We start from the raw sequence: 24,513 nt of genomic DNA, 5'->3' as shown, positions 1-24,513 counted from the left end.
CCAGCAGTATGCCATATCGTCTGGCAGCGTAGACACGCGGAACCCCGCGCCGGGCGGAGCATAAGCTTCACCCGGTGCGGGGTTTCCTGGCCATCCGGCTTTATGCCGTGCGGAATGTAAAGGTATACGTAGATTTCGTCGTGCCGTCGGGACCGGTAACTTCCACAACAGCCGGGGCGGAGGTATCCACCTTCACCGGGCAGCGGCTCGCCGCCGGCTTGCCGTTCACGGTCACCTGCGTGGCTTTGGTAGACATCGTCGTCGGGATCATCGTTACTTCCGCCTGCCCGGCGCCAATATTCACATCATAGTCATACTCGAACGGGACGAACTTATTCGGCACAACGAATTTCAGCCTGCCGTCCGGGAGAACCTCGTCCTGGCTGTCCTGCCCGGCCTTATACTTGAAATCGTGGCCGACGAGCTCCGCGTCCGTGAAGACGATATCGCTGAGGCTCGCGTTGGACCGGTAATCGAAATACAGGTTGCTCTCCACCTTCGGGGTCTTCCCGTCGGCGCCGCCGGTCTCATCGACCTCGATCCTGGTGAATTTCTTGCCGTCGTACTGGCCGGTATACTCCGCGACCACCTGCTTGCCGTTCTGCGCGATGGCCTGCCAGTTGGTTGTCGCATAGGGATCCCCGTTCCGGGCAACGAGCGCGCCGTCACCGCGGAGGTCGTCGGAGACACCGTCCGGGCCGTAATCCACAAGGTTCTGGAGCGCCTGCTCCCAGACCATCAGATAGTCCGCGCCGACGCCGGTACGGTTGTGGCCGGTGTAGAGCTCCTTCACCTCCGCGCCATCCTTGCGGTAGGCGTCCATCAGCTGCTGCTGGAGCGAGAGGACAAGGTCCTGCTTCACGCCCTTCGCGCCGAACTGGTCAGCCACCCAGTAGCGGTTTACGCCGTAGATATCCGAGGAGAACAGGAGGCCGTGCTTCCGGTCGTAAAGGATAATCATCGCGTCCTCATGTCCGGGAAGGCGGTAAACCTCGAAGGTGGCATTGCCGATGTCGAGCGTGTCGCCCTCGTCGATCAGGTGGACATTTCCCCCCGTGTACGTGCCGGTGACGGTGTCGTCAACCACAGGATTCGCGTCCGTCCAGTCCTTGTTGTAGGTCTCGATCTTCCACTCCGTCTCCTGCGGGCCGGTGCGGTCACACATGTAGCAGTCCAGGCCGGCGTGATAGGCATGCGCCAGAGCTCCCTTGTGATCCGGATGGTTATGCCCGAGCACGAAGATGTAGGGCTTTGTCGCGAGCTTGTTGACCGTGTCGATCAGGGAGGTCGTCGTGTGGGTAGGCATCAGCCCGTCATAGAGGATGCCGGACTTGGTTCCCTCAATATAGTAGGCGGCCGCCTGGAAATTGTCGAAGAACCGGTAGACGGTCGGATAGTCTGCCGTCCCCTCGTGGAGCTTGTCTGTCGCGAAATCGTGCCAGGCCGGCCGGTCGATCCGCCAGATGAAGTGCGTGTGCGGGCTCTCCGCGAGGCCGTCCTTCGTCGCGTAGCACTCGACCTCCACACAGAAATAGACATTGTCGTAGGGGAAGTCATAGCAGTTATTCAGGCCGAACATGGGAACCGTGGTAAATCCCGGTGTGTAGTCGTTCCACTGCCCCCAATCGCTGCTCAGCGTGACGCCGTTCCCGCGGTCGCCGATAAATAGGCCCTCCAGGCGCGAATCGGAGATATTAAAGCCGCGGCACCTCCAGTGCACGGTTGCTCCCTTCGTCGCGGTGAACCAGGTCGGGCGGCAGCGGACAAACTTCCGGTTGGACACCGGAAGGGACCATACCGGGCAGACATTTCTGCGGTCGATCGCCTCGATGATCAGCCGCTCCTCGGTATCCGTGATACCCTCCGTGGGGTTGATGGTCGTGCTGCTCCTCCCGCGCATGTAGCCGCCGGCAAAGAGGCTGTTCAGCGCGGCGTAGCAGTCCTTGTTCACCTGGGAGACATCGGAGAAATTGGCGAGCACATCGTTCTCACTCTCCGGGATGTGGAAGGCGCTGCAGAGAATCACGGCGGCGTCCTCGCGGGTCATATCGGACATCGGATAAAATTCCTCATCGGCGGAATCCGCGTGAAGAACCCCCATATCCAGGGCTTCCTCAATGGGCTTTACATAAACCGCGTCGCCGGTGACGTCCTTATAGCTCCGGACTCTCTCGTCGGTCATCAGGTTGCCGTCATCGTCGATATCCGTGCCGTCGTCCATAAAGTTGTTGTAATGATACCAGCCAAAGTAATCCGCAAGCCGCTTCATGAAATCGCCGCGCCGGATCGGGCTGTCAATCTCGATCGATTCCCCGCCCGCGGTCTGTCCGGTCAGGAAAGTCACCTTGTACTCGGTGTCATCCCGCGTCCAGAGCACATCCACCGAATGGCCGCCGACACCGTCCCTCATCCGGATCGTGCCGTCCGGGTCGACGGAAACCAGATGGCGGTTGGTGGACCGCCAGGTACCCTCCGGCTGTTTGCCGTCAACCATGGCGACCAGGTGAACCGGCTGGATGAACTCCAGCGTGTAGGTCTGGCCATCCATGTTGGTATTTCCGCCATCGATAAAGATCCCGCTGCCGCTGGAACTTCCGGAATCCGCCGCGCTGGCTTCTCCGGCTGCCGCCGTCGTCCCGGACGAAGCTCCTCCGCCGGAATTCCCGCAGCCCGGAAGGATCGTGGCAAGGCTCACCGCCGCGGTGCCAAAGGCCAGCCCCTTGAGAAATGACCTCCGGCTGAACTTCTCCTTCAGCAGTTCCTCACCCGGAAGCAGCGGATTCTGATGTTCGGTGTCTGTGTGCATTTTGTCCATAATTTACCCCTTAACTTCTCCTGCTTGATCAATAGTTTCTACAAATAAAATAATTTCATCCATTCCCAGTGTCATTCTCCCCGCTACCCCGCGTTTTTTGCTACTCCGGCAGCGAGCGCCCGGTCTGCCCGCCTACCGACAATATCGCTGAGCACGATACTGATCTCATAGAGTCCCAGCATGGGAAGCGCGAGAAGAACCTGGCTTGTGACATCCGGCGGGGTCAGGATGGCCGCCGCGGTAAAGATCACCAGGACCATGTATTTCCGGTATTTCCGGAGCGTCTTTGCCCGGACAAGCCCAAATTCCGTCAGCAGCACCACGGCGACGGGAAGTTCAAAGACCACGCCGAAGGAGAGCATCACCCCCGTCACGTAATTCACATAGTTCGCGATCGACATTAGCGGCGCCACACCCTGTCCCTCATTCAGCCCCCAGAAAAAATGGATGGAGAGCGGAAGGATGACACGAAACGCAAACACGGCGCCGGCGGCAAAGAGCAGGAGGCCGAAAATCATGACCAGCCCCGCCGCGATCCGCTCCCTCTGGAGGAGCCCCGGCCTGAGAAAGCGCCAGAGCTCATAGACTGCCGTGGGAATCGTAATCACCGCTCCCCCGATGAGCGCAAGCTTCATGTAGACGATGAACAGCTCCGCCGGCGAGGTATAGATAAAGGAAAATTCCGATGCCCCGCTGATCAGGATGTCACAGAAAAGCTTAGCCTTTGTGAGGCAGGCCAGCATGCTGGCGGTGAAGACTACCGCGCAGACGATAAGCCGGTTCCGAAATTCCGCAAGATGGGAGAACAGCGTCATTTCTCCGGGGGAGGTCATTCCCTCTCTCCTGTTCCGCATAGACGGTCACTCCTTCATGCCGGATTTTCCGGGTTCCCCCGTGATGGTGTCCTCACCGGCTGCCGCTTTCCGCTCGCTGTTCTTGAAGGCGCCGATCGTCTTGCCGATTGTCTTGCCGAGAAGCGGAAGCCGGCTCGGGCCGAAGATTAAAAGCGCAATCCCGGCGATGATCAAAAGTTCCTGTGTTCCGATTCTTCCCATAAGGATTCTCCTTCCTCTCTTGATTCCCGTTTAGCCCTGCTGTGCCATTCCGGTTACCGGCTGGGCTGCCTGTACGGTTTCTGCCGCCTGTGTCTGCACCGCGGCTGCCTCCTGCACCGTGCCCGCTGCCTGAACTCCTGCCGCCGGCTGGGCTGCCGCTGCCTGAACTCCTGCCGCCGGCTGAGCCGCCGCTGCCTGAACTCCTGCCGCCGGCTGGGCCGCCGCTGCCTGAGCTCCTGCTGCCGGCTGCGCCTTCATGGCCTCCTCCTTCGCGGCTTCCTCAGCCCAGGTATTGCTGTCCGCGTAATGCTTCACCGAACCGATGGCCTTGCCCAGCATTTTCCCGAGCTCCGGCAGCTGCTTCGGACCGAAAATCACCAGCGCGATCAGAAAAATGACCAGCAGCTCCGATGTTCCGATTCTTCCCATAAGTTTCTCCTCCTTCAATGCATAGATCTGCTTAATTCTCTCCAAACAGTTTCACGCGGTCATCGCTGGCAAATGCTGAAGCGCTGTAGTATCTGATTTCTTTTCCATCCGCTCCCGTCTCCTTGCTGAAGTGTTTCAGGAAATCCCACATCAGCCGCATTTCTCCAGGATAGCAGTTATGCGTACGCATAAGCGTCTGCCCCCAGGCAAATACCGGGATGCCGTCAGCGTTCTTCCAGGTGTAGGTCTGATACCGGCGGTCAATCAGCTCCGCGGTATCCGCGCCATAATTGCTGTCCTTCGTCCCGATCTGGCGTTTCAGGCCATTGACCCGGAGGAAATAGTTGCCCCAAACCGGAAGATTCGGCGCTCCGGCGAGATCCGGGAGAAGCATATCCAGATCGCTCTGCCCGGTGATCATGTACGTCGGGATCGGTTTTCCACTATCGATCTCCCCGAGGTTCTTCGTTCCGGAGGTCGAAGCCACCGCCGCGTAAAATTCCGGATTCTGTCTCGCAAATCCCTGCGTGGTCATGGAGCCGAGCGACTGTCCGGTACCATAAACTCTCGTGAAATCGAGCGATGCCAGATCGCCGTTAATCCGGTTCCGAAGAACTGTCATCAGTGCCGTCTGATAGAGGTTCGCGTCCTTGTGCGTGATGCTCACGGCGTCATTGTAAGTTTCGCAGACGAACGCCAGGGCAATTCCCTCGCTGTCCGCGAGCTGATACCACTGCGTGCAGTCGAAGAAAATGCTGTCGCTCTGGGTGTTGCCCGGATATACGCAGAGAATCGGGAGCTTCTTCCCATCCGCACCGTCCGGGATGTAAATCAGGTATTCTCTCGGGTCATTCACGCCGTCGCCATTGTTATCACTGAAGCGGAAGACACCGACTTCCACGGTGCCATGACCGGCAAGCTTCTCCCGCCCGGTGCCGGTGATTTCCACCAGCTGGGCATGTCCATTCGCGTCTTTCGTCGAATATGACGCAAGAACGGTATTCCGCTTTGCCTCCTGCTGCGCCTCAACGCGCGCGCCGGTGTAATCCAGGCGGAGGGCAAGAGCATTCGAGTAGGCATAGGTGTTGTCGTATCTTGTCCAACGGGAAAGGAAAGCGTAAATATCCGCGGCATTTGCATCCGCCGCATACGTCACTTTCACCTCGGAGATCCCGTAGGCCGTGGAAGCCGGAAGTTGGGAATTGGCGTACATCGTCTGGTAGGCATCTGAATCCCTCCTCTGATGGTAAACACCATTCTCCGCTGTTTTCAGGCAGTCATTTGTCTGCATCCAGTAGGAGCGGCTTCCGGAATAGCGGTTCATCCATGTCGGAACCGGGACATCGGCGGCCGTAATCCGGCTCATCCCAGTCACGTTGAGTGTCTGGTCAAAATCCGGGATGGCTTTGTAACCACCGGTATTCTCCGCACCGTAGCTCACGCTTCCGGCTTTTTCCCTGAGTGCCTCCACTCCTGCGGATTCTCCGCCCTGGTAAACCTGGCTGATGACGAGAAGTGGATTTTCCGCGGCCCAGAGTTCCAGCGGGGCAGAGCCCTTGCCATAACCGGCAAGATAATAGATTCCAAAGGTAGAAAATACTCCGTTCCCGCCGGCATTTTTCCCGGATCTCAGGAAGGATATCGCTGCACGGATGTAATCCTGTTCTTCTTTCGCGGTTCCCCAGCCATTTTCACCGGGTTCAAGGACGTAAAGGCCTTCTCCCTTTTGCTCAGCCAGGGCGAGCCATCCCTGCTCCTCGAGGAATTGCCAGGTATCCACCTTGTCCGGAACCGCGATCACCGTAAAATACGAACGGATGGAGGCGTTATCCGCAATGTACGCTTTGACTGTCCTCCCGTCATCCAGGCTGCCATCACCATTCATATCAATTTTCTTCGTGAACTTTCCGGTCAGCGGAAGCTGTGCCGCCTGCGAGTAATCCACAGGGAGCTGTCCGAAGTCATCAAAATCCCGCACATTTCCGCTATTCCCGGCAGGCTTGAGCGCCCAGGCGTGGAAAGAGTCCGCATAGACCGTGTATTCATAGCCTGTCTTATTGCTGCTGGCTGCCTTTCCGCGGCATTTCAGCGTATATTTCTCCCCGTCGCCCAGCCGGACTGCGTAGGTCAGTTTGCCGGTCTTCGGATTCACCGTGACATCCGGCCCATAGTAAGGATCATCGTGGAAATACCAGCCGTTGATCCTTGTCACCGAATGATCTGTCTCGCCCCAGTAAGAAAAAATTTCCGACGGATAACCGGTCAGGCGGACATTTTCCTCTGTCCAGCCCTTTCCCCGGAGGCCAGTCATCAGCTTCGTGTATTTGGCGATAGAATCGATATTGTTGGAATCCTGCTCGCCGTCGAACGCCCAGACACGAAGGCCGGTAGCCGCAACCGCATTCCAGTCCTCGTCGTCATAGCCGAAGCCGAAGCTGCCGTTCTGGCAGATATAGGAATCTACCGTGAAATCGTACTTTGTCTTATCCAGCTTTTCCGTCTCCGGATAGGACACGCCGAAATCCTGGTTCTTTGCGTTGTACGGCTGTCCGGCAAGTGCCTTAAGCAGGATCGCCGAGGCCATGGTACCGCGAGAATTGCCCTGGAGGGCAATATTGCCAGTTATGTGATACGTGTCAATGAAATACTTCATCACATTGGCGTCGTCGACGACGAAATCATAGTTCTCAAACCACTTTCCGAACTTTTTGGACGCGCTTGACCGGTCATGAATGTTCACGACGATGGCGCCCTGGTTCCGCCACGAATAGGTTGCCGTGTCAAACATGAAGCCGCAGCCCGCGTTGTCCGTGCCGTCCTCAAGCCTCCAATAGGAAATTCCCTGCCCCTGGAGGGTGAAAATGATCCCATTCTCCGGCTGATAATTTTCCGGCACATAATAATAACCGCGGACATAGGCATCTGCTGTCAGGTCACCGGCGCCCGCCGCTGTGCTTGGAATTTCCAGCGCGTAGAGATCGCGGAAGCCGCCCTCGGTAAGCTGCCGGTCAATCGTCGGCTGCCACTTTTCTTTATCGGAATACTGCCCTTTCTCATCCGCCAGGTGCAGGCCCGGATCTTCCGGATCGTCGGTATGCCTGAGGACAAGTTCGAGGGACTCCCTTGCCTGATAGCCCATCCCGGTGGTGTTCGCCTGATAGCCTTTTTCGGCATCCGCTTCTTTTCCATAATGGATATTGCCCGATGTATCCCGATACCAGGATCCGGTGACCACGGCGCCAAAGGTGTTGCGCTCACGCTTGCCGGTTGTGCCAGCGCTGCTGTAATCCAGCGTGTTATTCTCTGTCGCTGTGGTGCCGCTCGCAATCTCAAGCGTCACCTTATGCTGCTCCTGGTTCACCTTGACAGAGGAGATCGGGACCCTGCCGTAATCCGGATTCAGCGATCCGCGGTCGAGAAGCTCGTAGTCCTCTTTAGAAACCCCGCTGAGATCAACATTGTCTTCATAGGTAATTTCGACCTCGACGACAGCGGTTCCATAGAAGGTCTGATCCGTGTATGCCTGAATACTTTTTACTGTCTGTCTTCCCGGCTGCGCGGCGAAGTCATCACGCAACATTCCGCCGCCACTCTTATGGTCCGTCTCCTGTGCAGCCAGGGACACAGCTGGAACTGATGACAGCGCCATCGCGGCGGCAATCGCTGCCACCATGAGATGCCTTCCGGCCAGACGGAAGCGCTTTCCCGTGAACGTGTTTGGCTTTTGCTCCATTTTCTCCCCCTCCTCTTGTTTCTGGCCCCTCCGCAGATTTGTCCGTTCCGCGGAAAGACATTTCCCTGTAGCATCATCTGGTCATCTCCCGGCAAGGATTCCGGATCCCACCGCGGCAGCTCCCAAAATTTATTTTGATTATAAGATTCCAGGGAAATGTTTTAAATATTCAGATATTATTGTGTTTCTCATTTTTTTGTCCATATTTTAAAAATGATTAAACCTCGAAAAAGAGTTTAAGAATTGATAACCCGTTACCGCGCCGCGCGATGCTGCTCTTGTTCTATCCGGAAAATCGCGGTCATGTTACTGGAGGAGCGCGCCGTCCGCGCCCACCGCGTAGCCATCCGGCGTGGTCGTATTCTCCAGCATCTCCCCCCTGTCGTTAAAGTAGTACCATTTGCCGTCAATCAGGCGCCATCCGGTCACCATGTACCCTTCTCCGTCAATCCAAAACCAGTGGTGGTTATCTTCAACCCAGGTATCCTTCGGACAGCCGCCGGGCGTCAAGAATTTCCATCCGCTGCCGTCCTTCTTCCAGCCGTAGCAGTCCCGGCAGATATACCCGTACTGTGAGCGGTTCTCCGCCGCGGAACCCTCATCGACACGGTACTCATCGTCAACGGTATACCAGGCTCCGCGGGAATGTGTGTCCGCATTGTACTGGCGCGCCGAGAAGGTATAGTTCCCTGCATTCTTGATGTACGGCCGCATATCAATTGTATGATTGCCGCTCCCGCAGTCCGGAATAGTGATGGCTGAGCTGTACTTCTCTCCGTCCTTGTACAGCTGAATCTGGCAGCTGTTGCCGCCGTATGTCAGCACATCGAGCGTGCCGCTTCGATTCACATCCCAGCCGGCATATTCAATATCTCCCACATTTCCCTCGATATCGCTTAATACCGTCTCGACTTCAAGGATCGTCCCGTCCTTATTTTTTTCAAAACTCTTGTACACTGGTTTGGCGTTCCCGCTCAATTTCACATCCCGTTCACTGTCCACCTTAAACTTATAATCTTCCTCTGCTTCCAGCTTGATTTTCAGGGTCGGCGCCTGATGGGTGGAGAAATATTCCCGCGAAGAATTGTTGAAGGAGTACCCGGCGATATGATATTTCTTCCTGTCGCTGTTCGGAACGGTGACGTCCACCGCGCTGTCAGCCATATAGGCTCCCACCTGGAAGGTATCATGTTCATCATCTTCAACCGCGTTGACGCGGATCATGACTGAGGATACCGATTTGTCCTTTGCGAACGCGGGCAGTGCTGGAATCAGGGAAATCGTCAGGGCGGAGATCACCATGATCGTCCCCCGCTCCAAAGCAAAACTCACCTTTTTCATACCGTCAATGACCTCCTTTTTTGCTTTTGCTTGTTTTTGTTTGTTTTTGTTTGTTTTAGTTCCTTTTTGACATATTGTATATTCATTACAATATCATTCGTATATTGATCAGAAAATTGCTGATTTTTTTCATGTCAAAAACGAGCAATCGCTTTTCGAGGTTGTTTAAAATTTGCTAAGTTCGAACTGCGCTCACGCTTGTTCTCTCTAAGCAAATTTGCATAGCTCGCACTAAACTCGCACTTCGCCCGCTGGGCTCGCGCCCCGCTCCGCGGATAGCCACTCCACTAAACTCGGACTGCGCTTTCGCTTGTCCTCGTTAAGTGGCTGGTTATCATTGGATAGCCACTCCACTAAACTCGGACTGCGCTTTCGCTTGTCCTCGTTAAGTGGCTGGTTATCATTAAGTGCTCTGCATAAAAAAAGACGTTCAGCCGACCCCCGGTAAAGGAATCTTCTGAACGTCTTTATTTCTTTAGATGAATTTTTTTAGATGATTGGATCATCAGCCGCCCGAAGGCTGTCTTTCCAATGCTGCCTCAGGCTGATCACTGCCACTCCCGCAGCCTGCCTCCGCCCGGTCGCAGTCATCCCCTGCTCACTTCTTCCCCCACGGCAGTTCTCTCTCCGACTTCGCCGCCCGCACCGCCGGATAGCGGTGCCGCTTCAGGGCATCCAGGATCTCCTCCGCGTTTCCCCCGCCGAGCGGGATCCCCGCGGACCGCATTTTCCCATGATTATCCCGAACCATGACGAACAGGACATCGTCCAGGAGGAGCAGGCTGTCCTTTTTCTCCAGTTTCTCCCGATATACCGGAAAATTTCCCACCCGGAGCACCTGGTCATTGATCTGGACAGACTTATCGTCGAGTGCCCGGCGAAGCTCAGCCCTGCGCAGGGCATGGTAAATCACGGACCCGATCGCCGCCGCGGTGAGCACGGCGACAAAAATCAGGCCGATCGTCCCCACGACACGGTTCGGGTTTTCGATCAGGCCGCCGGAGGCCGCGCCGGGGGTCTCAAAGAGGCCGAAGGAAATGAATTCCAGGACGATCAGGACGGCAACGGTGATCACCATGGTTTTTACGGACATCGGCGGGCAGAGCCGCTTAAACAGGGCAGCTCTCCTCTCCGGGTCGAGATGAGTTTCAAAGGTCTCGGTCATACGCTATCCTTTCGTCACTGGCGTTCATCCGCGATCTCATCCATGATCTCCCGGAGGACGCGCTCATTTTCCGGCTCATGGGAGAGGTGTCCCGTCGCCTCGTTGATCTGGAAACGGCGCACGTTGCGGAGCTGCTCCCGGAGCGTCCACGCCTCGATCGGCGGGCAGTCCAGGTCGTACCGCCCCTGGACAATCCATGTCGGGATGTCCCGGATGCGGCCTACGTGCTGCAGGATGTAATTGTCATCATCCCAGCCCATGTTGTTGACCATAAAGTGGCATTCCAGGAGGGCGCTGGAGAGATCGTAGCTGGTCACCTCCTCCGGGATCGGGAACGGCCGGAGCGTGATCAGCGCATCCTCCCAGCTCGCCCAGATCTTGCACGCTTTTCGCTTTTTCTCCTCATCTCCGGAAAGGAAAATGCGGTAGTACGCCTCGATCAGGCTCCCCCGCTCCGCCTCGGGGATGAAATCCCGGTAGGGCGCGAAGCTGTCCGGGTGGAACAGGCTCGCCCCGCCTTCCTCGAAGGTCCAGTCCCGGTCGCACTTTCTCGCCAGCCAGACCCCGCGGAGAACCAGCCCCTCTGTCCGTTCCGGATGGGCAATCGCGTAGGACAGCGCAAGCGTCGAGCCGTAGCTCCCGCCGAACACGATCCAGCGGTCAATGCCGTAATGCCGGCGGATCAGCTCGATATCCGCGACGCCGTCCGGCACGAGGTTATGTTCCAGTGTCCCGAAGGGACGAGAATTCCCGCAGCCCCGCTGGTCGAACGCGATCACATGCCATTTGGCGAGGTCGAAGAAGTGAAAGTCCTCCTCATTCATTCCCGCGCCCGGTCCGCCGTGAAGGTAAATGACCGCCGGCAGGTCCCTGCCTCCGCGGTCGTAGATGGCGAGCTCCTGCCCGTCGCCTGTCTTCAGGTAAAAATCTGCATGGTCAATCATGATTACGCCTCCCTTTCCGCTCAGTCGATATCCTCCGGCTCATCCGCGCCGTCTTCCTCCAGCGCCGACGAGATCGGCATTTCCAGGTTAAAGAAGGTAAATGTCCCCACCGCGAGCTTTTTCCCGTCATCCCCGGTGATCGTCACGAAGTAGACATTGATCTGTTTTCCCTCCTTGATCACATCCGCCTCGGCAAACAGCTTCCGGCAGCCGATCGCCGGGAGCAGATAATGGAAATCCGAGGACACGGTCGTCATCAGGTTGCCGCCGGTCGCTGCTGCCGTTCCCGCCGCGCTGTCCGCGAGAGAATAGATGCACCCGCCATGCACGGATTTGATCGGGTTCATGAATTTCTCCGTGACGTCCATCTCCATCTTCGCATGCCCGGGGGTAATTTCCGTGATCCGCATGCCCAGCGCGCTGGCAAAATTATTCTTCACCACGCGGTATTCCTTGATTTTCTCAACATCCATGATTTTTCTTCTCTCCGTATTGCCTGTCTGCGGATTCCCTCAGCCGCTCTCCGCTATGCGCGCGGCCGCCGGTTCCGCGAAAAGCACGGAAACGGCGGCCGTCATCAAATCCCGCGTTTATTTTGTGAGCTGGGCAAGTCTCTCCTTGACCTGCTCCATCATCTGGGCATAATTCGCACGCTTGGCTTTCTCCTCCTCGATCTTGGCGGCCGGCGCCTTGGCGAGGAATTTCTCATTGCTCAGCATCCGGTCGGAGCGGGTGAGCTCACCGGAGAGACGCTTCTCCTCCGCCCTGAGTCTTGCGAGTTCCTTCTCGATATCCACCAGGTCACCGAAGGGCATGTACATCGTCGCGCTTCCGCTGACCGCCGATACCGCGTCATCGGCGATGCCTGTCCGATCCTGCTGGATCGAGACCTCGCTCGCCGAGGCCAGCGACTGGAAGAACGAGACGCCCCGCTCGAAGATATCGCGGGTCTCCCCGTTCTCCGAGACCACGTAGACCTTTGCCTTTCTGGACGGTGCTACGTTCATGGATGTGCGGACGTCGCGGATGGCCCGGACAGCTTCCTTTAAGATCTCCGTCTCCTTCTCCTCGGTCGCGAAGTGCCAGTCCTCCCGGTACTCCGGCCAGCGGGAGGTCATGATCGTCTCCTCCTGATCCTGCAGGTTGCAGAAGATCTCCTCGGTGATGAACGGCATGAACGGGTGAAGGAGCTTCAGCGCCTGGATGAGGACTGTCCTGAGCGTCCACATGGCGGCCGCCTTCGTCTGATCCTCGTCGTTATAAAGCCTGGGCTTCACCATCTCGATGTACCAGTCGCAGAACTCGTCCCACACAAAATCCACGATATTCTGCAGGGCAATGCCGAGCTCGAACTTGTCGAGATTCTCGGTTACATCCCGCGCAAGCGTATTGGCCTTCGACAGGATCCAGCGGTCTGCCGGCGTGAGATCCTCGAGGCGGACATCCGCGCCGTCCGACTTCTCCAGATTCATCATGATGAAGCGGGAAGCGTTCCAGATCTTGTTCGCGAAATTCCGGCTTGCCTCGACCTTCTTCCAGTAGAAGCGCATGTCGTTGCCGGGCGCATTTCCCGTCATCAGCATCATCCGGAGCGCATCGGCGCCGTACTTGTCAATCACCTCAATCGGGTCAATGCCGTTGCCGAGCGACTTGCTCATCTTCCGCCCCTGCTCGTCGCGGACAAGGCCGTGGATGAGCACCGTATTGAACGGGCATTTTCCGGTCTGCTCGATGCCCGAGAAGACCATCCGGATGACCCAGAAGAAAATGATGTCGTATCCGGTAACCAGGACGTCTGTCGGATAGAAATACTCCAGCTCCGGGGTCTTCTTCGGCCAGCCAAGGGTCGAGAACGGCCAGAGGGCGGAGGAGAACCAGGTATCCAGCGTCTCCTCATCCTGGGTGAAATGGGTGCCGCCGCACTTCGGGCACACCTTCGGCATTTCCCTGGCGACCACCATTTCCCCGCAGTCCTCGCAGTAGTAGGCCGGAATCCGATGTCCCCACCAGAGCTTCCGGGAAATGCACCAGTCCCTGATGTTCTCGAGCCAGTGCAGGTAGGTCTTGCCGTAGCTCTCCGGAACGAACTTCAGGTCGCCGTTCTTGAGGGCGGCGATCGCCGGCTGAGCCATCTCGTGCATGCGGACAAACCACTGCGGCTTCACCATCGGCTCAACGGTCGTGTGGCAGCGGTCGTGGGTGCCGACGCTGTGGCTGTGCGGGACAACCTTGACGAGAAGCCCCTGGGCCTTCAGGTCCTCCACCATGGCCTTCCTGGCCTCGTAGCGGTCCATGCCGTAATATTTTCCGGGGATGCAGATCTTCGCGTCGTCGGTCAGCATGTTGATCTGCTCGAGGTTATGGCGCAGGCCCACCTCAAAGTCGTTGGGGTCATGCGCCGGCGTAATCTTCACGCAGCCGGTCCCGAACTCCTTGTCGACGTAGGAATCGGCGATCACCGGGATCTCGCGGTCTGTCAGCGGGAGCTTTAACATCTTCCCGACGAGATCCTTGTAGCGCTCATCGTCCGGGTTCACGGCAACGGCGGTATCGCCGAGCATGGTCTCCGGGCGGGTTGTGGCGATCTCCACATATTTTCCCGGCTCCCCGACAATCGGATAATTGATATGCCAGAAGAAGCCGTCCTGATCCTCGTATTCCACCTCCGCGTCGGAGATGGAGGTCTGGCAGGTCGGGCACCAGTTGATGATCTTGGATCCCTTGTAAATATAGCCCTTCTCGTAGAGGCGGATGAAAACCTCCTTCACGGCCTCGGAGCAGCCCTCATCCATCGTGAACCGCTCGCGGTCCCAGTCCGCGGAGACGCCGAGCTTATGCAGCTGGCTTACAATCTCCGTGCCGTACTCGTCTCTCCACTCCCAGCACTTCTTGAGGAAGCCCTCGCGGCCGAGCTTGTTCTTGTCAATGCCCTCCTCCCTCAGCTTGTTGGTCACCTTGACCTCGGTCGCGATCGCGGCGTGGTCGGTGCCCGGCTGCCAGAGGGCGGAATACCCCTGCATGCGCTTATAGCGGATCAGGATGTCCTGCATCGTATTGTCGAGTGCGTGCCCCATGTGCAGTTTGCCGGTGATATTCGGCGGCGGCATCACGATGGTGAACGGTTTCTTCCGCTTATCCACCTCCGCATGGAAATACTTGCCTTTCAGCCACTTCTCGTACAGCCGGTCTTCAATCTCGGCAGGATTATATGTTTTCTCCAGTTCTTTCATAGATTGGTGTCTCCCTGTGCGCTTCATCGCGGTAATATGCAATTTATGATAGCACAATCAGGACATAAAAGCAAAAAGTAACCGCCCCGGGCAGAAGATTTCTGTCCGGGGCGGTTACTGTGCAGCACATACGGCGCAGGACATGATCCTGTCCTGCAAAAAGCCGGGACGATCAGCGGATAGCTGCTCAGGATTCCTCCCAGGCCCCGTTTCCGTCGACGCGGTAGCCATCCGGCGTGACCGTGTCCGTCAGCATGGCACCGTCAGCCCCGAGGTAATACCAGCGCTTTGCGCTCACCGCGCTGGGGATCCAGGCGCTTCTCCGCAATGCCCCGGTGGAAATGCTGAAATAGTACCATTTTCCACCAAGCTCCTGCCAGCCGGAAAGCATGTAGGTATCCGCGCCGAAGCCGTAGCACTCTCCCTTGATCTCGTAGATGCCGGAGGCGGCATAGGATCCGTCCTGCTTCTGAAAACGCCAGCGGCTTCCCACGGATACCCAGGTTCCGGTGAGCGCCGCCTGCGCCGGCGCAAGGGACGACGGGGACATCCCGCCCGGACTCTGGCTTCCCACCGATTGGCTGCTCCCCGGCCCCTCTGCGGAGGAATTGCCGGATGTGCTGCCCGGGCTGACCGTTCCCCGGGACGAGCCGGTGGAACCCGGGGCGGAACCCGCGCTCCCGGAGGCAGATGGGCCGGCGGAAGTCCCGGATTTTCCGGACGCGCTCCCGGAGGCGGTTGACGAGCCGAGGGTAGAATACGTCGTGCTTGCGAGACGGTATGCCCGTGAGCTGGACTTCACCGCAGCGAAGCCATAATCAAAGAGCGCTTTGGAGTCGCTGTAATGCTTCCAGTTGCTCTTCATGACGACCGCCACGAGACGGATGCCGTTCCGCTCTGCCACCGAAACCAGCGTATTCAGCGCCTTCGAGGTATAGCCGGTCTTTCCGCCGATAAAGCCCTGGTAATAATACTCGCTGGACGGGTTCAGCATCTTGTGTCCCATCGTCATGCTGTAAGCGCCTGAGCTCTGCCCTGCGGGGAACGTGTAGTGCAGGGTCTTCGCCACCGTCCGGACCGTCTCATTTTCAAAAGCCGCCGCTGTGATCAGCGCCATGTCGTGCGGCGTTGTCTTGTGGGCGGAATTGTTGAGCCCGTTCGGATTTGCGAAATTCGTGTGGGTCGCGCCGAGCTGCTTCGCCCTCGTGTTCATTTTCGTACAAAAGGCGGAAATACTCCCGGAGATCTTCTCGGCAAGGCCATTGGCCACCTCATTCGCCGAATGGAGCCAGAGGCCGTACATCAGGTCGCTGACCTTAAACGTGTCGCCCGCCGTGATGCCGAGTGTCGTTCCGCCGGATTCCACGCTGTCCACCGCGTTCGCCGAGAAGGTCACGGTATCGTCCATATCCAGGTTCTCCGCGGCGAGAAGCGCCGTCATCACCTTGGTGATGCTCGCCGGGTAGAACTGGGTGTCCGCGTTCTTCTCATAGAGAAAAATGCCGTCCGTCGCGTCATAGAGCACCGCCCCCTCCGACTCCACAGCGGGCTTGCTGACTGAGGTGTCCACCCTGGCCGTCCCCTTCGAGGTGACTGCGGCCTCCGCAGGGAAGGCCGTTCCCGTGAGGGTGGCTGAAAATACAGCAAGCGAGAGTGCCGCCGCAAAAGCCCGGCGCAGCCAGTTCCTGAATTTTTTCATCCTTCTCTCCATTTGCATCGATTCGTCCGTGAGCGGCCGGTTTGCGGATCCTGCGCCCGCTTGGCTCGCGCATGCTAAGTGCTCTGCTTAAGCGGAAAAGCGCCGCCCCGGCCGGAGGTTACCTCCAAAGTATAGCACAGGGCGGCGCCATTTAGATGAGATGTCGCAATATTGTAATTTTTTGTAACGGAATCGTCAAATTGTCCTCACGGAGCATCCCCGGAGGAATGTCCTTGTTTTTCCCGTGGTAATCGCTGCCCCCGCTGCGGCAGAGGCCGTGCCGGTCCGCCATCTCCTCGAGGAAGGCTTCCTCCTCCGCCGTATAGCGGGAATAGTAGCACTCGAGGCCGCGGATCCCGGCGGCGGTGAGCTCACGCAGGCACCCCTCAAATTCCGCGGAGGTGAGATGCTTCTCCCCCTCCCCGCCGAGCGGGTGCGCCCACACCGGGAGCCCGCCGGCATCCAGGATCGCCCGGATCGCCATCGCCACGGGAATTCTCGCGTCTGTCCCGTCCTTCCCGCCATGGTCGTCGAGATAGTCGCGGATCGCCCCGGAAATATCCGGAGCAAGTCCCCTCCTGACCAGAAGCCGGGCGAGGTGCGGCTTCCCGACGCTTTTCTGCGCCTTAAGGTACGCCATCTCCTCCGCGGTGAAGCGGATACCATGCCACTTTTCCAGATGGGCAAGGCGCCTTTCAAACTTGATTTCCCTGAGGCGACGCCCTTCGGCGACCGCCTCCGCCATCACCCGGCTTTCCGGGTCGAACTGGTAGCCGAGGATATGCACCTTCCCTGCGCCGGTGATGCAGGAAAATTCGATCCCGCGGAAAAAGCGCGGCGGATCTGCCATTCCGGCGAGCAGCTTTTCGACCGCGCCCACACCGTCGAATGTGTCATGGTCGGTCAGGGCAAAGATCCCGATGCCGGCTTTCCGGACAGCCCGGAGAAGCTCCTCCGGGCTGTCGCTCCCGTCCGAGCAGCTGCTGTGCATATGCAGGTCGCAGAACTTTGCATTTTCCATTTACATGTGCTCCGGCGCCTCGATGCCGATGAGGCTCATCGCCGCGTCGAGGACGTCCGCGGTCAGGCGGATCAGGGAAATGAATGCCTTCTGTCTCTCCGGATCCTTTTCCCCGAGGATATTGTTCTCCAGGTAGAACCCGTTGAACGCGTCGGCGAGCTCCGCCATGTACTGGCAGATCTTGTGGGGCGCTGTCTCGGCAAAGGCATTTTCCACAGTCTGCGCGAAGCGTGTCAGGACAAGCTGGAGGCCTTTCTCTGTCGCGCTCTCCGCCGGGCGGATCGCCGCCTCAGGCAGGCTTCCGAACTGCTCCCTGTACTTCGCGAGGATCGACCGGATGCGGACGACCATATACTGGATATGCGGACCGGTGTTGCCCTCAAAGGAGGTAAACCGGTCGACGTCGAAGACATAGTCCTTCGTCGCCTGGTTGGAGAGATCGCCGTACTTGATCGCCGCAAGGCCGACCTTCTTCGTGGTATCCTCGATCTCATTTTCCGGCACCTTGTTCTTCTCGCGGATCTTTTTCTCCACGGCATCGTCGATGTCGCGGATCAGGTACTCGAGGCGCATGACGCCGCCCTCGCGGGTCTTGAACGGGCCGCCGTCCTTTCCGTTCATCGTGCCGAACCCCAGGAAAATCATCTTCGTCTCCGGCTTCACAATGCCGGCCTTCTTCGATACACGGAAGACCTGGATGAAGTGCATCTCCTGGCGTTTGTCCACGACATAGATATAGCGGTCCGGATGGAATTCCCGCTCACGCTGGACGATCGTGGCGAGGTCTGAGGTGGCGTAAAGCGCCGCGCCGTCGGACTTTCTGACCAGGCACGGCGGGATCTTCCGGGTGTCTGTCTCCTCGGCGACATCGACGACCAGGGCGCCGTCGCTCTCATGGGCGAGCCCTTTCTTCTCCAGATCCTCGATCAGCGGCTCCATGTCCGGTGCCGCGTCGCTCTCCCCGCGCCAGAGGTCGAAGGAAACATTCAGGTTGTCATAATTTTTCCGGAGATCCGGGATCGAGACCGCCATAATGTGCTTCCAGATCGCCCGGTAAGGGGCATAGCCCTGCTGGAGCTTCAGTGTCGCCTCGTGCGCCCGCTCGGCGAACGCCTCGTCCTCCTTCGCCTTCTTGCTCGCCGTCGGATAGATATCTTCCAGCTCGCTGATGGTAAACGGTGCTTCCTTCGGATATTCCCCGCGGAAATCCGGATCAAAGTAAGGCAGGTCCGGCTTTCTCACCTGGAGCTCCGTGATGATGAGGCCCATCTGCAGGCCCCAGTCGCCCATGTGGATGTCACTGATCACATGGTGTCCCATATACCGGCAGATGCGCTTTACGCTCTCCCCGATGACCGCCGAGCGGAGATGGCCGACGTGGAGCGGCTTCGCGACATTCGCCCCGCCGAAATCCACAATGATTGTCTCCGGGTTCTCCGCGGTGTTCAGGCCGAATTTGTCCGCTCCGCGCAGCTCTTCCACATAATCCGCCAGGAAGCGCGCGCTCAGCCGGATATTGATAAATCCCGGCATCACTGCGCCGATCTCCCCGAACATCGCGTTTCCGGACGCCTCTGTGACGACCGCACTCGCGATATCGATCGGCTTTTTGTGATACTGCTTCGCCGCGGCCATGGCGCCGTTGCACTGGTACTCGGCAAGGTCCGGCCGGTTCGACAGTGTCACCATGGCAAATTTCCGGTCATATCCGGCTTTCTCAAAGGCGGCCGCCAGGGCGTCCGCGATCAGTTCAATTATGCTTTTCATGCTGTCCCCTCATTCGTTCAATGTTCTTTTCCTGTTCAGCGTTTCTATCCGCTTATTCGTTCAGGGCTTTTTTCACATCGTTCTTAAAGTCTTTCCAGGCGTCCTCGTGCTCGACAAAGTACTTCGGGCAGATTTTCCCGTTGACGTCATAATGGCGGATCAGATCCTTCTGGGTGAGATCCAGCTCCCCGCAGAGCCATGCCGAGAGCTTCACCAGGCTCGCGTAGGTGGCATCCGAGAACTTGCCGTCCTCCCCGGGATGGCAGCACTCGATCGCGATCGTGTCAGAATTGCGGTTGTTGGATGCGTAAGCCATCTCGTCGATCGGGATGATCTGCACGATCTCGCCGTCAAGGCCGATGATGAAATGGCAGCTCGCGTGGATCTTCGAGCTCCCGGTCTGGTTGGCAAGTCCCGCGAAATAGCTCCGGTTCTGCTCGGCGGTTGTCCCGGGGTTTGCCACATAGTGGACAACGATGTTGTTCACCTGGTTCAGCTTGATCCCCGGACGGGAATATTTGTTCACGTCGATAAATTCCTGGCTGATCCAGTCCGGCGCCTTAACCGCGCTGAGATCCACATATTTCCGGGTCTCCGGGACAAAGCTCGCCCCGCCGTCCCCCGCATTTTTCCCGGTCTCGTAGCCGATGCCGAAGAAAACCGCCGCAAGGATGAACGCCAGGACAAGACGCACCAGGCAGCCAGGCGCCCTGCGCTCCCCGCGGCTTTTCGATCCCCGGCTGCGTCCGGGGATACGTCCGCGGCTGAGGATATGGCTATGGCCGTTTTTCCCACGCCTCCTCCCGGCCTGTGGCAGAGCTCCTGCCTCCTGTCTGTCCTGCCCGGCCTCCGGATTCTTCGATTCCGTTTTTTCCTCCATCTCATCCTTTCCGGAACCCGGCCGCTTCCGCCCAGCCGGCGTCCCGTGTCCCGCAACGGAAAAGGGGAATGCCCTGTTTCGCGGCACTCCCCCTGCTCTCCATTATGTTCTTCCGTCAAGCCCTGGACAGATACTCGCCGGTACGTGTATCGATCTTTACCTTGTCCCCGATGTTGACAAACAGCGGAACCATGATCTGCGCGCCTGTCTCCACGGTTGCCGGCTTGGTCGCTCCGGTAGCGGTATCGCCCTTGAGGCCGGGCTCTGTCTCGGTAACTTCGAGCTCAACGAACAGCGGTGCCTCGACAGCGAATACCTTGCCGTTGTAGGAGAGAACCTTAACGGTCTCATTCTCCTTGACAAACTTCATGGCGTCGCCGCAGAGCTCCTCGCTCAGCGTGATCTGCTCATAGGTGTTGTTGTCCATGAAGTTATACAGGTCTCCGTCCTTGTAAAGGTACTGCATATCAATTTTATCGATTCTCGCCACCGGGAACTTCTCGGTCGGGCGGAAGGTTCTCTCAACAACGCCACCGTTGATGACGTCCTTGATCTTTGTTCTTACGAAAGCAGCGCCCTTTCCCGGCTTAACATGCTGGAACTCCAGAATTTGATAAACAACGCCGTCAATCTCCAATGTTACACCGTTTCTGAAATCGCCTGCTGAAACCATAAATCTAAATCCTCCTTGATATTGCTCACGTTTCCCGAAAAAAATTATTCAATTTATTCTAATCGAAACGCCGCCGATTTTCAACTGTTTTCTGCGCCATTTTCCCGGCGCTCCGCCCTTCTCCAGAAATACAGCACAATTTTTTCCAGCCTGCGCTTGAGGACGATCTGGATTTCCTCTTTTTTATCGATCTGCGGCACCAGGATGGAGCGGACACGCGCCCAGTTGGCACAGCAGATGTCGGTGAACAGCTGGTCTCCGATGAATACCGTCGATCCCGGGGATGTCCCCATCGCCGCCATCGCCTTCCGGCACGCGGACGGCTTCGGCTTTCCGGATTTCCAGACATAGTTTTCCGCCCCGACCCCGATGGCAAAGGATTCGACGCGCGGACGGCGGTTGTTGGAGAGAAGGCAGGTGTGGAAGCCCATCTCCCGGAGCTTTCGGAAGAGCTCTTTTGCCCTCTGGTCTGCCGGAGCCCCGTGCGGGACCAGCGTGTTGTCGATGTCAAAAATCAGCCCGCGCACGCCGGACCGGTAGAGGGCGGCATAATCGATGGCATAGGCGCTCTCGCAGAACGCATCCGGATAAAAGGATTTCAGCATGGCATTTCCCCGCAGTCTCACTTTTTCTTGTCGAGAATCTTCCCCAGCTCCTCCATAAAGGTCTGGACATCCTTAAACTGGCGGTAGACGGAGGCGAAGCGGACATAGGCCACCTCGTCGAGGTCCTTGAGCTTGCTCATGACCAGCTCGCCGATGACGGAGGACGGAATCTCCTTCTCCTCCCGATTGAAAATCTCCGCCTCGATGGAATCCACCATCTCGGAAATCTGCTTCGGGGAAACCGGCCGCTTATGGCAGGAACGCAGGATGCCCGCCTCGATCTTGCTCCGGTCATAGGGCTCGCGCGAGCTGTCCTTCTTGATGACCATCAGGGGGATGGTCTCCAGTTTCTCATAGGTGGTAAACCTTCTCTTACACTTATCGCACTGCCGTCTCCGGCGGATGCTGTTGTCTTCCGCGGGTCTCGAGTCGATGACCCTGGTGTCGGCTGCGCCGCAAAATGGACAATTCATCGTTGTTTTTATGCGCGGATCCCCGCCGCTGGCGGGCATGAGCGCATCCTGCCGTCAGGCAGTCCTCCTTTCGCCAGCTTTACGCTTCCCCGAGGCGGAATACCGCCTCGATATCCGAGAATCCGATTCGGTCGCCGTCCTTGAGCTTTTCCGGGGCTTCCGGCGAGATTCTGTTTCCGTTCAGGAAGGTTCCTTCTGCGGATTTCAGGTCCTTGAGGAAGAAATCCCCGTTGCAGAACTGGATCTCCGCGTGTTCCCGGGAAATATGCCGGTCTGTGATCCGGAGATTTCCGCGGTCATTTCCGATGATATAAGTCGGGCGGTCAACCCGGAAGGTGACATTGCCCATCTTCATGATGAGATGTGCTCCCGGGAACTTCTTTGCCTCCTCCGGCACACTCAGCTTACAGCCGCAGTTTGAGCAGAACTCGTGGCCGAAGGGGACGATTGCCCCGCAGACCGGGCAGACATCCGGCGCGCCGATAAATTCCGGCTCCGGGCGGTAATCATCCTTCCCCCCGACAATCTCCGGCTGGAAGTCCTCCTTCCCGACCGGTTCCGGGTGGAAATCCTCCCTTCCGACCGGCTCCGGGTGGATCTCGTCCTTAACCGCCTCAGGCTCCGGTGCTGCTGCCTCAGGCTCCGGTGCTGCCGCCTCAGGCTCCGGCACAGCGGGCTCTGTCTCCGGAGCTTCCGGCGCCGCAGGCTGCTCCCTGGTTTCTTCCGGCGTCACGGCCTGGGGGGTCCCATCCGCAGCCTCCTCCGGGGTCTCACCACCGCCGGACGCCATAGGTCGGACCTGATATCCGCAGTTAATGCAGAATTTGTCTCCCGGCTGGAGCGGTTTCCCGCAGCGGGGGCACACGGAGAGACCTTCCGCCGGGGGGAGCTTTGCGCCGCAGACCGAACAGAACTGGGAATTCAGGGGAACACTTGCCCCGCACCTGGGGCAGGTCCTCCGTCCGTCCAGCAGGCTCAGCTGCTCCTCCAGGGAGCCCATCCGCCTTTCCGCCTCCTCGATGGTGCCGACGAGAAGATCGATCTCCGGATCGCCGCTGGATTTCCCACGGTATTTCTTAACGACCGCCTCACCGAGCTTCCCGACCTGCAGGCTTCTCACCCGCTCCGCGTCGGCAATCTCCCCGCGGATCCGGCCGCGCGCGGTCAGGGAACCGGCTTCTTCCTCCTCCGGCGCAATGTAGGTTCTGTCTTTGTCCATGCTTTCCTTCTCCTTTCCCGGTTTCCCGGGAAATCCTCTTATTTACAGAGCTCGGCAATCGCCACAGCGTAGATTTTCGCCGCCTGCGTGAGATCGCTGATCTCGGCGAACTCATCCGCGGCATGCATCCGGTTGTCGGTCTTCGGCATGGATGCGCCGAAGGCGACGCCATTTTTCAGGTCATGCACATAGGTGCCGCCGCCGGTGGAACGGCAGTAGCCCTCCTCGCCGGTCACGGTCCTGTACGCATCCAGCAGCGTGCGGACAAAGCGGGAATCCGGGCTCACCACATGCGCCTGCACCATATCCTCCGAGGATAAGGCAAATCCGTACTTCCCGGCAGCCGCCTTCACCGGCTCCACGACGTTCTGCTTGTTCCCGCAGGCGGGAACCCGGCAGTCGATCCCGAACGTCAGCTCATCCTCGTCCATCTCGAGGACGGAGAGCACCGCCGTGGTCCGGCCGGAAACTTCATCCTCAAGGTCGATGCCGAGCGCCTTTCCGGTCATATCCTCATAGGGGAAGAGCTTTGCTAGATCCCTGACGGTCCGCACCCGCGCCGAATCCGCAAAGGGAAGCTCCGCGAGAAGCGCGATCAGCGCGGTCAGCGCGTTTTTCCCCTCGGCGGGCGCCGAGGCATGGCAGGTCTCCCCCTCGGCGGTCACTTCAAGGCCGCCCTCAGCGCCGGTCACCGTGAAGCGGACGCCAATCTTTTTCGTCAGCTTCTTCCCGGCGTCCCGCACAAGGTTGTCATCGAGGCCGCTGATCACGGCGGATGCCCTGCCGGGGACGACATTCTGGCGGATTCCCGCCTTGATCCCGAGAATTCCGGGCATCGGGTTTCTCGCCTCAAAGTTCCGGTGGAAAACCGGCTGATAGCGCCCCTTCTCGACATTGATGACCGGGAAATCCGCGTCCGGGGACACGGTCATCGGCGCCTCGTCCTCCACCTCATAATAATGGCGGATGTCCACGCTCGCTGTCTCCTCGTCGGTTCCGAGGATCAGGCGGACATTGCCGCTCACCGGAATGGCGAGATCCTTCACGCAGCGCATCGCGAGCAGCGCCGCCATGGCAGGCCCCTTGTCGTCGGCGGTTCCCCTGCCGTAGAGCCTCCCGTCCTTCTCAACAGGGGAAAATGGCTTTGTGACGGTCCATCCCTCCCCCGCGGGAACGACGTCCAGATGGGCCAGGATGTCCAGCCGCTTCTCCTTGTCCGGGGCGAGATCCGCGGTCCCCACATAATTGTCGTAATTATTGATCGTAAAGCCGTACCCCTCGGCGATATTTAACGCCGTGGAAAGCGCCTGCGTGATGCCGACACCGAAGGGCGATCCCATCTGGTAGGGCATTTTCTCGCTGTCAATACGGCAGAGGGTGAGAATATCACTGATCATCTCAGCCTTGTGTTTTTCCACATAGTCGTCGATCTGCCGATAGATGAGTTTTGATACTGCCATGTTC

19 protein-coding genes are annotated in these 24,513 nt (G+C 58.3%); all 19 read right to left on the bottom strand.

Annotation, left to right across the window (positions count from 1 at the left end):
* Positions 1-100: 100 nt before the first annotated feature.
* On the bottom strand, positions 101-2,815 hold the full coding sequence (locus ISF27_RS02725; protein ID WP_235985994.1) for a cadherin-like beta sandwich domain-containing protein: 2,715 nt from the start codon (positions 2,813-2,815) through the stop codon (positions 101-103).
* Between the two features lie 83 nt (positions 2,816-2,898).
* Positions 2,899-3,669: a twin-arginine translocase subunit TatC gene (gene tatC / locus ISF27_RS02720; RefSeq protein ID WP_194608860.1), complete on the bottom strand. Its 771-nt coding sequence runs from the start codon at positions 3,667-3,669 to the stop codon at positions 2,899-2,901.
* 6 nt (positions 3,670-3,675) lie between these two features.
* Positions 3,676-3,870 carry a twin-arginine translocase TatA/TatE family subunit gene (locus ISF27_RS02715; RefSeq protein WP_194608858.1) on the bottom strand — a complete coding sequence of 65 codons (195 nt, stop codon included), beginning with the start codon at positions 3,868-3,870 and terminating at the stop codon, positions 3,676-3,678.
* A gap of 30 nt (positions 3,871-3,900) precedes the next feature.
* Positions 3,901-4,299, bottom strand: a complete 399-nt coding sequence (locus tag ISF27_RS13485) for a Sec-independent protein translocase subunit TatA/TatB (protein ID WP_194608856.1) — start codon at positions 4,297-4,299, stop codon at positions 3,901-3,903.
* Between the two features lie 31 nt (positions 4,300-4,330).
* On the bottom strand, positions 4,331-8,032 hold the full coding sequence (locus ISF27_RS02705; protein WP_235985993.1) for a hypothetical protein: 3,702 nt from the start codon (positions 8,030-8,032) through the stop codon (positions 4,331-4,333).
* 306 nt (positions 8,033-8,338) lie between these two features.
* Positions 8,339-9,373, bottom strand: coding sequence for an N-acetylmuramoyl-L-alanine amidase family protein (locus tag ISF27_RS02700; RefSeq protein WP_194608854.1), 1,035 nt, complete (start codon positions 9,371-9,373; stop codon positions 8,339-8,341).
* A gap of 598 nt (positions 9,374-9,971) precedes the next feature.
* On the bottom strand, positions 9,972-10,538 hold the full coding sequence (locus tag ISF27_RS02695; RefSeq protein ID WP_194608852.1) for a hypothetical protein: 567 nt from the start codon (positions 10,536-10,538) through the stop codon (positions 9,972-9,974).
* 14 nt (positions 10,539-10,552) lie between these two features.
* Positions 10,553-11,482, bottom strand: coding sequence for a prolyl aminopeptidase (gene pip / locus ISF27_RS02690; protein ID WP_194608850.1), 930 nt, complete (start codon positions 11,480-11,482; stop codon positions 10,553-10,555).
* A gap of 20 nt (positions 11,483-11,502) precedes the next feature.
* Positions 11,503-11,955, bottom strand: coding sequence for a PaaI family thioesterase (locus ISF27_RS02685; RefSeq protein ID WP_194608848.1), 453 nt, complete (start codon positions 11,953-11,955; stop codon positions 11,503-11,505).
* Positions 11,956-12,072: 117 nt separating this feature from the next.
* Entirely contained in the window at positions 12,073-14,712 is a 2,640-nt protein-coding gene (locus tag ISF27_RS02680; protein ID WP_194608846.1) for a valine--tRNA ligase, read from the bottom strand.
* A gap of 187 nt (positions 14,713-14,899) precedes the next feature.
* On the bottom strand, positions 14,900-16,411 hold the full coding sequence (locus ISF27_RS13420) for a D-alanyl-D-alanine carboxypeptidase family protein (protein WP_268904223.1): 1,512 nt from the start codon (positions 16,409-16,411) through the stop codon (positions 14,900-14,902).
* A gap of 151 nt (positions 16,412-16,562) precedes the next feature.
* On the bottom strand, positions 16,563-17,432 hold the full coding sequence (locus tag ISF27_RS02670; RefSeq protein ID WP_194608844.1) for a PHP domain-containing protein: 870 nt from the start codon (positions 17,430-17,432) through the stop codon (positions 16,563-16,565).
* Positions 17,433-19,199: an arginine--tRNA ligase gene (argS, locus tag ISF27_RS02665; protein WP_194608843.1), complete on the bottom strand. Its 1,767-nt coding sequence runs from the start codon at positions 19,197-19,199 to the stop codon at positions 17,433-17,435.
* Positions 19,200-19,251: 52 nt separating this feature from the next.
* On the bottom strand, positions 19,252-20,079 hold the full coding sequence (locus tag ISF27_RS02660; protein ID WP_194608842.1) for a peptidoglycan recognition protein family protein: 828 nt from the start codon (positions 20,077-20,079) through the stop codon (positions 19,252-19,254).
* A 115-nt stretch (positions 20,080-20,194) separates the two neighbouring features.
* Entirely contained in the window at positions 20,195-20,752 is a 558-nt protein-coding gene (efp, locus tag ISF27_RS02655; RefSeq protein WP_194608841.1) for an elongation factor P, read from the bottom strand.
* Between the two features lie 80 nt (positions 20,753-20,832).
* Positions 20,833-21,378 carry a YqeG family HAD IIIA-type phosphatase gene (locus ISF27_RS02650; RefSeq protein ID WP_407926038.1) on the bottom strand — a complete coding sequence of 182 codons (546 nt, stop codon included), beginning with the start codon at positions 21,376-21,378 and terminating at the stop codon, positions 20,833-20,835.
* Entirely contained in the window at positions 21,375-21,830 is a 456-nt protein-coding gene (gene nrdR / locus ISF27_RS02645; RefSeq protein ID WP_194608840.1) for a transcriptional regulator NrdR, read from the bottom strand. The genes ISF27_RS02650 and nrdR overlap by 4 nt, the downstream gene beginning before the upstream one ends.
* A 79-nt stretch (positions 21,831-21,909) precedes the next feature.
* Complete coding sequence (locus ISF27_RS02640; protein ID WP_194608839.1) at positions 21,910-23,049, bottom strand: zinc-ribbon domain-containing protein; 1,140 nt, start codon at positions 23,047-23,049, stop codon at positions 21,910-21,912.
* A 38-nt stretch (positions 23,050-23,087) separates the two neighbouring features.
* A complete protein-coding gene (locus tag ISF27_RS02635; protein ID WP_207727366.1) occupies positions 23,088-24,509 on the bottom strand; it encodes a Sapep family Mn(2+)-dependent dipeptidase in 1,422 nt (473 codons plus the stop codon).
* Positions 24,510-24,513 lie beyond the last annotated feature (4 nt).

It is taken from the genome of Clostridium vitabionis (assembly GCF_015351765.1).
In the GTDB taxonomy this organism is placed as follows: domain Bacteria; phylum Bacillota; class Clostridia; order Lachnospirales; family Lachnospiraceae; genus Clostridium_R; species Clostridium_R vitabionis.
The sequence above is the reverse complement of the archived record's forward strand: the minus strand, read 5'-3'. Positions and strand labels throughout refer to the sequence as shown.